At 74.6% G+C, this 12,263-nt stretch carries 10 protein-coding genes; 5 read left to right on the top strand and 5 right to left on the bottom strand.

All coding sequences use genetic code 11. The annotated features are described in order from the left end of the window. Positions 1-121: 121 nt before the first annotated feature. A complete protein-coding gene (locus tag ACZ3ZE_RS13605) occupies positions 122-2,578 on the top strand; it encodes a hypothetical protein (RefSeq protein WP_363291496.1) in 2,457 nt (818 codons plus the stop codon). On the opposite strand, the gene ACZ3ZE_RS13600 is transcribed toward ACZ3ZE_RS13605, so the two are convergent. The 5 genes from ACZ3ZE_RS13600 to ACZ3ZE_RS13580 form a co-directional block, all read right to left on the bottom strand. Beyond that, a complete protein-coding gene (locus ACZ3ZE_RS13600; protein ID WP_467259098.1) occupies positions 2,548-4,953 on the bottom strand; it encodes a right-handed parallel beta-helix repeat-containing protein in 2,406 nt (801 codons plus the stop codon). The two genes, ACZ3ZE_RS13605 and ACZ3ZE_RS13600, sit on opposite strands and share 31 nt — an antisense overlap. A gap of 82 nt (positions 4,954-5,035) precedes the next feature. After that, on the bottom strand, positions 5,036-5,641 hold the full coding sequence (locus ACZ3ZE_RS13595) for an Rv1733c family protein (protein ID WP_361173851.1): 606 nt from the start codon (positions 5,639-5,641) through the stop codon (positions 5,036-5,038). 100 nt (positions 5,642-5,741) lie between these two features. Further along, positions 5,742-6,575, bottom strand: coding sequence for an MOSC domain-containing protein (locus ACZ3ZE_RS13590; RefSeq protein ID WP_467259095.1), 834 nt, complete (start codon positions 6,573-6,575; stop codon positions 5,742-5,744). Between the two features lie 37 nt (positions 6,576-6,612). Then, on the bottom strand, positions 6,613-7,113 hold the full coding sequence (locus tag ACZ3ZE_RS13585; protein WP_467259092.1) for a DUF6643 family protein: 501 nt from the start codon (positions 7,111-7,113) through the stop codon (positions 6,613-6,615). Between the two features lie 249 nt (positions 7,114-7,362). Then, positions 7,363-8,595, bottom strand: a complete 1,233-nt coding sequence (locus ACZ3ZE_RS13580; protein ID WP_442304171.1) for a glycosyltransferase — start codon at positions 8,593-8,595, stop codon at positions 7,363-7,365. Between the two features lie 58 nt (positions 8,596-8,653). On the opposite strand from ACZ3ZE_RS13580, the gene ACZ3ZE_RS13575 reads away from it, so the two are divergent. The 4 genes from ACZ3ZE_RS13575 to ACZ3ZE_RS13560 are packed head-to-tail and all read left to right on the top strand — an operon-like array spanning position 8,654 to position 12,262. Further along, entirely contained in the window at positions 8,654-9,439 is a 786-nt protein-coding gene (locus ACZ3ZE_RS13575) for a glutamate racemase (protein WP_361173863.1), read from the top strand. A 60-nt stretch (positions 9,440-9,499) separates the two neighbouring features. Next, a complete protein-coding gene (locus ACZ3ZE_RS13570) occupies positions 9,500-10,054 on the top strand; it encodes a hypothetical protein (protein WP_361173868.1) in 555 nt (184 codons plus the stop codon). A gap of 53 nt (positions 10,055-10,107) precedes the next feature. Continuing rightward, positions 10,108-11,733, top strand: coding sequence for an apolipoprotein N-acyltransferase (lnt, locus tag ACZ3ZE_RS13565; RefSeq protein WP_467259089.1), 1,626 nt, complete (start codon positions 10,108-10,110; stop codon positions 11,731-11,733). A gap of 46 nt (positions 11,734-11,779) precedes the next feature. Beyond that, a complete protein-coding gene (locus ACZ3ZE_RS13560) occupies positions 11,780-12,262 on the top strand; it encodes an NUDIX hydrolase (RefSeq protein ID WP_361173873.1) in 483 nt (160 codons plus the stop codon). Position 12,263: the final 1 nt, after the last annotated feature.

Here is a 12,263-nt window from a genome sequence, read left to right as displayed (position 1 = left end):
GGGAATAGGGAAGAAGAGGAGAAGGGGTGTCGGAATCCGGAAGGGCCGTGCCGAGGAGCCCGGCCGTCCGCGATCCTGATGCCGCCGTCGAATCCTCCCACTCAGAGAGCGAGTCACCGAAGTGTCCCCTGCCACACCTGACCCGAAGAGCGGAGGTGCGGCGCTCGAACTGCTCGTCCACGGCGTGGGCGGAACCACCGCGGCCGACATGCTGGACGACCCGCGCGTCGCACGGGTCACCGGCGACCGGACGGCCGCGATGTACCGCCGCAGGGACGATCTCGACGCCGAGGACCACCCCGAGCGCTACGCCGAACGCCCCGTACCCGAGGCCTACTGCTGGTCCAACCTCACCTCCGGCAACGGAGCGCGCGCCCTGTGGCTGCTGCTCCTGCCGTTCATGGTCGCCAACCTCGCCCACTGGATGCGCCCGCCCACCCAGGGCCACGCCCGCCTCGTACGCCTCTACGGCGTCCTGGTCCGGCTCGTCGCGCTCACCCTCACCGTCCTGCTCACCGCCGCCGCCTGCGAGGTCGCCCTCGACCTGACCGCCTGGCAGTGCGCCGGCTCCGGCGCCTGCGCCGCGCAGCGCTCCTGGCTCGGCTTCCTCTCCGCCGAGCGCGGCGGCTGGTGGTCCCAACCCGGCCGTCGGCTCGCCCTCGCCGCCGTCGTCCCCGCCGCGCTCGTCGGACTGCTCTGGTACCTGTCCAACCGCACCTGGAGCGCGTACGAGGCCCAGCGCCCGCCCACGGGGTACGAGACCGACCCCGGCCCCGCCCAGCCGCCCGCCTCCGACACCGAGGCCGCCGACGCCGCCACCCCCACCGCACTGCGGCCCGCACTCGGCCGCCCCGGCTTCTGGTACGGGCGCCGGCTCGTCGCCCGGCTGCGTGCCGCGCACACCGCCGCCGGCTTCCTCACCGTCGCCGTCGTCCTCGCCGGGGCGGCCGCCCGGCACGACGCCCCCGGCGGCCTCCTCGGGGCGCTCGGCCTGGTCGTGCGCGGCGCCCTCGTGATCCTCGCGCTCGTCGTCGTGGTGGTGATCTGCCGCCGGGGACGCAGCGAGAACCGCCTCGACCTGCGGATCGAAGGCGCCCTCGTCTCCTGGCTGCCCGCCACCGCCCTGCTGCTGCTCGCGCTCACCGCCCTGCACACCGGCTGGTCACGCCCCGGCTGGGTCTCCACCGGCACCCTGCCGGGCGACGTCGTCTTCGGCACCCTCACCCTCGCCCAGGGCGCGCTCGTCGTCGGACTCGGCGTGGTCGCCCTGCTCCTGTGCCGCCCGCGCCGCGACCCGCGCACCGCCCTGTACGGGCTCGGCGGCCCCGCCGTCGCGATGCTCGCCTGCGCCCTCGGCGGGGTCATGTCCGGCGGCGTCGCCCAGCGGGTCGCCGACTGGCTCGACGGCAACGGCACCCCCGGCACGGGCGAGGGGTTCATCACCGGGCCGCCGGTCCTGCTCAGCTGGCAGGCCTCCGTCATCCCCGTCCTGCTCCTGCTGCTCCTGGTCCCCGGCGCCGTCCTCGTCGCCCGCACGGCGCTCGCCGCCCGCTCGCTGCGCGCCCCCGTCGAGGCCGACTACGCCTCCGAGGACCCCGACCCCGTCCGTACCGGCCAGATCGCCGCCGGCCGGGCCCGCGCCGCCCTCACCGACTCCGCGCCGAACCTCATCGGTGTCATCTCCGGAGCCACCCTGCTCCTCGGCGCCGCCTCCGTGGCCGGAGCCTGGGCCAGCGGCAACGTGCCAGGCCGCGCCTTCGACGGTGCCCACCCGGCGGTCGCCTCGGCCGCCACCGCCGCCCAGGCCCTCGGCTCCTGGATGATCGGTTTCGGCTTCCTGCTCTTCGTCACCTGGGGCAGGCGCGCCTACAAGGACCCCTCCGCGCGGCGCACGATCGGCATCCTGTGGGACGTCGGCACCTTCTGGCCGCGCGCCGCGCACCCGTTCGCACCGCCCTGCTACGCCGAGCGGGCCGTGCCCGACCTCACCTGGCGGATGAGCTCCTGGACCCGGCGCACCGGCGGCCGGCTCGTCATCTCCGGCCACTCCCAGGGGAGCGTCCTGGCGGCCGCCGCCGTCTGGCAGCTGCCGCCGGCCACCCGCGGCCGGGTCGCGCTGCTGACCTACGGCTCCCCCCTGGAGCGCCTCTACGGGCGCTGGTTCCCCGCCTACTTCGGCCCCGAGGCCCTGCGCGGGCTGCACCGCACGGTGCACTGCTGGAGCAACCTGTACCGGGCGACCGACCCGATCGGCGGGCCGGTGCGGGTCCCGGCGGAGGGCGACCGGCCGGCCGTCGACCACCCGGTGCTGCTCGACCCCGTCGTGTACGGGCGCACCCGCGAACACCCGCTGCCCGAACCGATCCTGGGGCACTCCGACTACCAGGCCGACCCCGAGTTCGCCGCCGCGCGCGCCGCACTCCTCGACCGGCTGCCGCCCGCCCTGCCCCGCCAGCGGGGCAACGCCCCGGCGGGCCAGGGGAGTCCGGGGAGTCCGGGGCTGGCCGGCCCGGGTCATGAAGGTCCGGGGAGCCAGGCGAGCCCGGGTCAGGGCAGCTCTGGAAGGTCCTCCGGGTAGAGCAGGGTCAGGTCGTCCGTGCTCGCCTCGGCGAGCGCGGCGACCCGTCCGGCATGCCGCTCGACCATCGACTCGAAGGTCTGCCGCGCCGTACGCCCGTTGCCGAAGGCCGGCCCCTTGGGCAGCTCGGTGAAGTACTTCATCAGCGCTTCCCCGGCACCCTGGGCGAGCCGGTACTCGTGGTCCTCCGCCTGCTGCTCCACGATCCGCAGCAGTTCCTCGGGCGCGTAGTCGCTGAAGGTGATGGTCCGTGAGAAGCGGGACGCCACACCGGGGTTGACGGTGAGGAAGCGCTCCATCTCCGCCGTGTACCCGGCGGCGATCACCACGACCGCGTCCCGGTGGTCCTCCATCAGCTTCACCAGCGTGTCGATCGCCTCGCGGCCGAAGTCCCGCCCCGAGTCCTCGGGGGACAGCGCGTACGCCTCGTCGACGAACAGCACCCCGCCGCGGGCCCGGTCGAAGGCCTCCTGGGTGCGCAGCGCGGTCGAGCCGATGTGCTCGCCGACCAGATCGACCCGGGAGACCTCCACGAGGTGCCCGCGTTCGAGCACGCCGAGCGAGGCGAGGATCTCGCCGTACAGCCGGGCCACCGTCGTCTTGCCCGTGCCCGGGTTGCCGGTGAAGACGAGGTGGCGGCGCGCGGACACCACCTTCAGGCCGGCCTCCTGGCGTCGGCGGCCCACCTCGATCATGTTGGTGAGGGTCCGCACCTCGTGCTTGACGCTCTCCAGGCCGACCAGCGTGTCCAGTTCGCCCAGCACCTCGTGCGAGGAGCGCGCCTCCACCGGCGCGGGCGGCTCCTCCACGGGCGGGGCGACCGGGGCGCGGGCCGCCGGTACGGTGCCGAGCAGCCCGCCGGTCCGCGTCGCCGTCAGGACGGGGCCGGCGTCCGGCGCCACGGGCGTCCGCAGCTGGCTCTCGTCACTGGTGCAGTCCTCGACGACCGGCCCCTCCTCCGGGAACTCGTAACCACCGCGCGCGCACCGCTCCGTACGGCACTTGCGCAGGGTGGTCCGGCAGCCGTCCATGATGTGGAAGCCGTAGCCGCCGCTGCCCGTCACCCGGCAGCCGAGGAAGGAGCCGCGGCCCTCGGCCGAGACGTAGAACCCGGCCTCGGCGGGTGAGGTGACCGTGCAGCGCTCGATCGTCGGGTCGGCGCCCTTGGTGACGATGACCCCAGTCTGCACGGCGTCGATGGTGCAGCCGCCGAGCGTGCCGCCGCTGCCGTGGTCGCGGAACCAGGCGCCCGTGGCCGCCTCGCGGATGCGGCAGTCGTCGAGCTGCGCGGTGGCGCCGTCGCTGACCGACACGGCCGTGTTGCGCACCTGGGACAGGTCGCTGTCGACGACGTCGGCGCGCGAGCCGCGGTCGAGGACGAACAGGGCGTCGGGCACGTCGTGGACCCGGCAGGAGTCGAGCACGGCGGTCGCCCCGTCGCTCACCCAGACCGCGGGGTAGTCGCCGGTGCTGTCGTGGATCTCGCACTGGTTGGCGTCCACGCGGGTCCCCGGGTCCCACACCGACAGGCCGTTGCGCCCGAACCGGCGCACCGTCGAGCGGGTCAGCGTGAGGACCGAACGCGACCGCAGGTCCACGGCGTTCTCGGGGATGTCGTGGATGTCGCAGTCGGAGAGCGTGAGCACGGCGTCCGTGTCGAGGGTGATGCCGTCGGCGGAGGTCCGGTGCACGGTGGAGTCGGCGATGTGCGCCGTGGCGCGGGAGGCGATCTGCAGGCCGGTGCCCTTGATCTCGTACACCTCGCAGCCGAGCGCCTCCAGGCCGCTGCCCTCGCCGTTGACGGCGATGCCGGCGCCCGAGGCGTGGTGCACCCGGCAGCGTTCGAGTCGGGGGTGGGCGCCGCCGCGCACGGAGACCCCGGACTGGCCGGCGGCGACGACCTCGCACTCCTCGAACACCCCGCCGGCGCCGTCGAGCACGGCGATGCCGACGCCCGCCGGGTTGTCCACGGTGCAGCGGCGGACGGTGGGGCGGGCCGCGCCGCGCACCTCGATGCCGGCGGCGGAGCGGGTGCTGATGCGCAGGTCCAGCAGTTCCGGCGTGCCGTCCTCGACGAGCAGCGCGGGCGCCGCCGCGTCCTGCCCCTCGACGTGCAGGTCCCGCAGCGTGGCCGAGGCCCGTACGGTCAGCGGGACCCCGTCGGCCGGCGCGATCCGCACCGAGCCGCCGTCCCCGCCGCGCAGGGTGACGGACCGCTGGATCACCAGGTTCTCCCGGTAGGTGCCGGGGGCCACGGTGAGGGTGTCGCCGTCGCCCGCGGCCTCCAGGGCGGCGGCGAGGGAGGCGTACTCGCCCGTGCGGCGCCGCCATCGCGACGTGCCGGTGTGCGTCACCTGGACCGTGCCCTGTGCCATGGGTGTGCTCTGCCCCCGCCTCGTGCGCCGACGCTGCTCCGATGCCCCACCGTAGCGCGCGCGGCGCCGCGGAGTTGACGGGTCAGCTGCCCGTCCCCGTACGGCCCCAGTCGGGACCGGCCTGGGCCCAGGCGCGGTCGAGACGCGCGTACCGCCGCCGTACCAGCCGCTGTACGACCAGACGTCGGGCGGTCTCCACGAGCAGGCCGCCGAGGAGCGCCACGGTCAGGCCCGCGATGAGGGCGTGCGCCCGCGCGGTCTCCGGGTGCATCGGGGCGGGCACGACCCGTCCTGACCGGTCGGTCCACAGCGGGAAGGCGTCGCCGGGGCGCGCGTGCTGCCGGGTGGTGTGGACCGTGCCCGTCCGGGAGCTGCCGTCCGGGGCGGTCCACTCGGCCACCACGGCGGGTCTGAGCCGCTGCTCGCCGGAGGCCTCGGCGGTCCGCTGCCCGGCTCCCTCCTCGGCGGTCCGCACCACCCGGGCGACGGTCGGCACACGCTCCTGGTACTGGGCGCGGACCGCGCGCTGGAGCGAGGTGTTCGCCGAGAGGCCCGCGGCCACCCCGGCCGCGGGCACCGCGAGGCACAGCAGAACGGCCGCCGTGAAGGCGACCCAGGCCTCTATCACGTCGGTGGTCCGGCGCAGGGGATTGCGCCGCCAGCGCCAGAGTCCGATGGCTGCACGCACGCTCCGCACCCCCTCGTTGTCCGTTCTTCCAACGAGTGTGACCCGGGGGAGGGTTCCGCGCCTGTCGAGCACGGAAGAGTGACGCGTACCGGTCGGCGGGTCAGTCCAGGATCTCGACCGGGTCTCCGGCCTTGATGACGCCCCGCCGCTCGGGGATCAGGTTCTGCCCGAAGATCAGCCGGCTGCCGTCCCTGCGGTGCCGGGCCAGGGTGCGCAGCGGCTCCTTGCCGCGCTCGGCGGTCTCCTGGTCGGTGGTGGTGACCACGCAGCGGCCGCAGGACTTGGCGACCCGGAAGGTGACCTCGCCGATGGCGAGGCGACGCCAGCCGTCCTCGGCCCAGGGGGCGGTGCCGTCGATGACGACGTTCGGCCGGAACCGGTTCATCGGCAGGGGGCCCTCGTCGGCGTGGTCGCCCTGGGCGATGAGGGAGTTGAGGGCGTCGAGCGAGGAGGTGGTGGTGGCGAGCAGCGGGAAGCCGTCGGCGAAGCTGACGGTCTCGCCGGGCAGCGCGACCTCCGGGTCGACGGGGCGCCGGCGGGCCGGGTCGTCCATGTGGACGAGGCGGACCTCGCTGTCCAGGTAGGCGCTGAACCAGGCGTCCGCCGCGGGGTCGGCGGGGACGGCCTCCACCAGGGTGCCGAAGATCTCCGTCGTGATCGTGTCCGCTTCCCGCCGGGGCTTCGGCACCCCGACCGTGAGCGTGTCGGCACCAGGCGCGGACAGCGTGACACCGCCGTCCGGCAGCAGGGCGGCCGAGGCCAACGCCAGCCGCGCGTGCTGGCGTTGGGTCACGACCTTGCCCGTGGTGTCCACCACGGTCCAGCGGCGGTCGCCGGCCAGTCCCCATGGCTCGACCTCCGCCCGCGCGGGGGAGAACCCGCGCAGTGCCTTGACCGGATGGACGTGGACGGAGCGCAAGACAGGAATCGGCATGCCGCCATCCTGCCAGTCGTTCCGCCCGCTTCCGAGATCAGTACCCGCGGCCCTGGTAGGGGCGGTTGTACGGGTCCTCGTACGCGGCGGGCGTCGGCATCGGCCGGGGGGCGGCCGGACGCATCGCCTCGTACCCGCCGGCCGTGGGGCGCGGCTGCTGCGGTGCCTGGGGGCTCGGGTAGCCGCGCGGGGTGACGGGCTGCTGCGGGATGTACGGGGCGGGGGCGTGGTGCAGCGGCACGGGGGCCATCTGCGGCGTGGGCTGGGGGTAGCCGTACGCGCCGCCGTGGCCGCCGTAGGACGGGGCGGGCTGCTGCGGGGCGGGGGCCGCCGGGAGGGCGGGCAGGGCCGCGGGCAGGGCCGGCAGGTAGCCGCTGCTTCCGGAGAAGCCGCTGGGGGTGTCGTACACGGAGGGCACTCGGATCGGGGCGATCTGAGGCGTGCCCCGCTCTGCGACGAGGGAGTCGTAGATCGGGGTGTCGGGGAACGACGGCGCGGTGTAGTAACCGCCTCCGTAGGTGGAGCGCGGGGAGGTCATGGCTCATAAGGTAAGCCCACGATGTGCCCTATGGGGAGCCCGGAATGACGGTTGGTTGACGGGTTCTGAGAGGCCGCCGATCCCCAATGCGATCGAACGTGACAAAAACGGACGCCCAGTCGCGTATGGATCTTGTAAACCCCAAGCTGAGGAGGGGTTACCGGTGGGTCCGGTGTCAGGTTGACGTAAAGAAAACCGGCGGCGACAAAGAGGTTCCGGGACCGTTCGCGGGCCGTCTCGCGTGCGCGTTTAATGGCGCGGGTCCCGCGGCGGCGTTCCGTCATTACTCCGTGTGTCGGGAAAAGCGCGCTGCGGCGCGGATTTCGTCGGCCGGGCGTAAGTCCTCCCCTTCCACGCCGCCCCCCGCCCCCGGTAGTGCTGCACCGCGGAGTCCACCGTCATCAACAAATAGAGGAGTGCGGTGAACGGGAGCAGTGGCCCGAGCCAGAACGGCTGCCGGTAATAGCGGAGCATCGGCAGGTACGTGAAGGCCATCACCGCCCAGGCCGCCCCGCCCGCCCACGCCGCCGGGGCGTCCTCGGCGAACAGCCCGGCCAGCAGCGTCGCGGGCGGCGCCAGATAAACCAGGGCGAGACCCGCGACCGTCCCGGCGAGCAGCGGCGGGCTGTGCCGGAGCTGCGCGTACGCGCTGCGCGAGACCATCCGCCACAGGTCGCCCAGGCGCGGGTACGGGCGGATGCTGTCCACCCGGTCCGCGAGCCCCAGCCAGATCCGCCCGCCCACGCCCCGCACCGCCCGCGCCAGCGACACGTCGTCGATGACCGCCTGCCGGATCGCCTCCGGCACCCCGGCCCGCTTGGCCGTCTCCGTCCGCAGCAGCACACAGCCGCCCGCGGCCGCCGTCGCCAGGGGGCGGCGCCGGTTGATCCAGCGGAACGGATACAGCTGGCAGAAGAAGTAGACGAAGGCCGGGACGATCAGCCGCTCCCAGGGGCTCGCCACCCGCAGCCGGGCCATCTGCGACACCAGATCCAGGTCGTGCCCCGTCGCCGCCATGACGAGCAGCCGCAGACTGTCCGGCTCGTGCGCGATGTCCGCGTCCGTCAGGAGCAGGAACTCCGGCCCGCGCGCCTGCGCGAGCGCCGTCCCGTGCCGCAGCGCCCACAGCTTCCCCGTCCAGCCCGGCTCGGGCTCGCCGGGCGAGACCACGGTCAGCGCCAGGCCCGCCTGCCGGGCCGCCAGCTCCTCGGCCAGCCGCCCGGTGCCGTCGGTGCTCCCGTCGTCCACCAGGATCACCTCCGCCTGACCCGGATAGTCCTGGGCGAGCAGCGAGGGCAGGCTCAGCGGCAGCACCTCCGCCTCGTCGCGGGCCGGTACGACGACCACGACCCGCGGCCACGCCTCGGGGACGCGCGGGGGCACCGGCAGGCGCTGGTCCGTGCGCCAGAAGAATCCCTGGCCGAGCAGCAGCCAGGCCCAGACGGCCAGGGAAGCGATCGCGATCCAGGCAAGCGGGCTCATTCGCCGCAGTCTGCCCCAGATTGCCGGGGATGCAAGGGTGGTCGGCTAGGGTGACCGGGTGAAGATCGCGCTCATGGACTCCGGAATCGGCCTGCTCCCGGCAGCGGTCGCGGTTCGCCGCATGCGGCCCGACGCGGACCTGGTGCTCTCCTGCGACCCCGACGGCATGCCCTGGGGCCCGCGCACCACCGAGGACCTCACCGGCCGGGCGCTGGCCGTGGCCCGGGCCGCCGCCGCCCACGAGCCCGAGGCGCTGATCGTCGGCTGCAACACGGCGACCGTCCACGCCCTGCCCGCGCTCCGCGCGGCGCTGGAGCCCCGGATCCCCGTGATCGGCACCGTGCCCGCGATCAAGCCCGCCGCCGTCGGCGGCGGCAAGGTCGCGATCTGGGCGACCCCCGCCACCACCGGCAGCCCCTACCAGCGCGGGCTCATCCGCGACTTCGCCGAGGGCGCCGAGGTCACCGAGGTGCCCTGCCCAGGCCTCGCCGACGCCGTCGAGCACGACGACGCCGAGGGCGTACGGCGGGCCGTCGCCGCCGCCGCCGCGCTGACGCCCCGCGACGTCCGGGCCGTCGTGCTCGGCTGCACCCACTACGAGCTCGTCGACGAGCAGATCCTGGCCGCCCTCGACCGTGCCGAGCTGCCGCCGGTCGTTTTGCACGGCTCCGCGGGGGCAGTGGCCAGTCAGGCACTCCGGCGCATCGGGGCCGAGGCCGACCCGACGGCGGCTCCGACGGGCACCCTGACCGTGCTCCTGAGCGGCCGCACCGGCGCGCTGCCGGCCGCGGCCCTCGCCTACCCGCAGGGGCGCTTCCTGGAGGCGGCCGCCGCCGCGCGCTGAGCGCGACCCGGATGCCGCGCCCGAGGCGCCGGGGCAACGGAACGTCCGTAGGCTGTCACCATGAGGGAGCACTCCTCGCACCAGGGCCCCGAGGGGCCCGCGCCCCCGGTCTGGACCGGCCGGGCGACCAACCGGCTGCAGTGGCTGCCGGCCGTCGCCGGGGCCGCCTTCATGGCGCTCGGCATCACCCTGGCCGTCGAGTCCCCCTGGACCTCCGGCATCGCCCCCCTGCTGATGGCCGTCATCGGCTGCGTCGCGGTGGGCGTCCTCGTCCTCTTCGGCACCCTCGCCTTCGTGCACGTCGCGGTCCGCGTCGACGACGACGCCATGGAGGTCCGCTGCGGCCACATCGGCGTGCCGCGCCGCCGCATCCCGCTCTCCCACGTGGTCGGCGCCGACTTCGAGCCCTCCGTCACCCCGCGCCAGTGGGGCGGCTGGGGTTACCGCTGGCGCCCCGAGAAGGGCACGGCGGTCGTCGTCCGGCGCGGCGAGGGGCTGGTGCTGCGGCTCGGCGACGGGCGGACGTTCACGGTGACCGTGGACGACGCGGAAGCGGCCGTACGGGCGATCCGCGGGCTGCTGCGGAGGGCGACGCCCACGGGGCCGGGGGTCTGAGGCCTCCCCGGGGTCGCCGAGCGCCCACAGGGCGCGCGGCTAGACTCCGGCACGTGAGCACCACCATGACCCCCGTAGACGTGCCCGAACCCGCTCCCGTACCGGGGCGGGGCCGTGTGCCGCGGCGGCTGCTGCGGCCCGGTGCGGCCGTCCTGTCCGGGCTTCTGCTCTTCCTGAGCTTCCCGCCCCGGCCGCTGTGGTGGCTCGCGCTGCCCGCGTTCGGGCTGCTCGGCTGGACCCTGCGCGGCCGCAGGCTGCGCGCCGGGTTCGGCCTCGGCTACCTGACCGGTCTCGGCTTCCTGCTCCCGCTGCTGGTGTGGACCGGCGAAGAGGTGGGCCCCGGGCCGTGGCTGGCGCTCGCCGGAGTCGAGGCGCTGTTCGTCGCCGCCGCGGGTCTCGGCATCGCCGCGGTCTCCCGACTGCCCCTCTGGCCGGTCTTCGCCGCCGCCGTGTGGATCCTCGGCGAGGCGGCACGCGCGCGCGTGCCGTTCGGCGGCTTCCCCTGGGGCAAGATCGCCTTCGGGCAGGCGGACGGCTTCTTCCTGCCGCTCGCGGCCGTCGGCGGCACCCCGGTTCTCGGCTTCGCCGTCGCCCTGTGCGGCTTCGGCCTGTACGAGGTGGTGCGCCAGGTCCTGAAGCGGCGTCGCCCCGGCACGGACGAGACCCCGGCACCGGCGGCCCGCGGCCCGCTCGTCGCCGCCGCCCTCGCCGTGCTCGTCCCCGTCACCGGCGCGCTGGCCGCGCTGCCACTCGTGGACGACTCCGCCGAGGACGGCACCGCCACCGTCGCGGCCGTGCAGGGCAACGTGCCGCGTCTCGGCCTCGACTTCAACTCCCAGCGCCGCGCGGTGCTCGACAACCACGCCAACCGCACCAAGGAGCTCGCCGCCGAGGTGAAGGCGGGCCGCGAGCCGCAGCCCGACCTCGTGCTGTGGCCGGAGAACTCCTCCGACATCGACCCGTACGCCAACCCCGACGCCTACGAGGTCATCGACCAGGCGGTCCGGGCGATCGGCGCGCCCACCGTGATCGGCGCCGTCATCGCGCCCGAGACCGGCAAGCTGCGCAACACCCTCATCCAGTGGAACCCCGGGCGCGGTCCGGTCGCCGAGTACGACAAGCGGCACGTCCAGCCCTTCGGCGAGTACATCCCGATGCGCTCCTTCGTACGCCTCTTCAACAGCAACGTCGACCGGGTCCGGCGCGACTTCGGCGCGGGCACCAAGGTCGGCGTCTTCGACCTCGCCGGCACCAAGGTCGGCCTCGCCACCTGCTACGAGGCGGCCTTCGACTGGGCCGTGCGGGACACCGTCACGCACGGGGCGCAGATCATCTCCGTGCCCAGCAACAACGCGACCTTCGGGCGCAGCGAGATGACCTACCAGCAGCTCGCCATGTCCCGGGTGCGGGCCGTCGAGCACAGCCGCAGCGTGGTCGTGCCCGTCACCAGCGGCGTCAGCGCGGTCATCCGCCCCGACGGGGAGATCGTGGCGCAGACGAAGCTGTTCACGCCGGACGTGCTCGTCGAGAAGGTGCCGCTGCGCTCCTCGCTGACCCCCGCGACCCGCATGGGCACCCTGCCCGAGGCGCTGCTCGTCGCCCTCGCCGTGGCCGGTCTCGGCTGGTCGGCGGCCCGTTCCGTGCGGGCCCGGCGGGGCCGGACCGGCGCCGCCGCCTGACCAGGGCGGCCCGCCCCGGGCCCGGAAGATGATCTAGGGTCGCCCCATGGGCACCCCTGACTTCATCCGCGACATCCGGGCCTCCGCAGGTCACCAGCTGCTCTTCCTGCCGGGCGTGAGCGCGGTCGTCTTCGACGACCGCGGACGGGTGCTGCTCGGCCGGCGCGCCGACACCGGGATGTGGGCGGTCATCGGCGGGATCGTCGAGCCCGGCGAGCAGCCCGCCGCCTGCGCCGTCCGCGAGGTGTACGAGGAGACGGGCGTGCACTGCGTGGCCGAACGGATCGTGCTCGTCCAGACCCTGCGCAAGCCGGTCGTCTACCCCAACGGCGACCAGTGCCAGTTCATGGACGTCTCCTTCCGCTGCCGTGCCGTCGGCGGCGAGGCCCGGGTCAACGACGACGAGTCGCTGGAGGTCGGCTGGTTCGAGACCGACCGGCTGCCCGAGATGAAGCGCTTCTCGTACCTCCGGATCGAGAAGGCACTGGTCGACGAACCCACATGGTTCGACACCACCTCCCAGGGCTGAA

It is taken from the genome of Streptomyces sp. NPDC023157 (assembly GCF_055560575.1).
The sequence above is the reverse complement of the archived record's forward strand: the minus strand, read 5'-3'. Positions and strand labels throughout refer to the sequence as shown.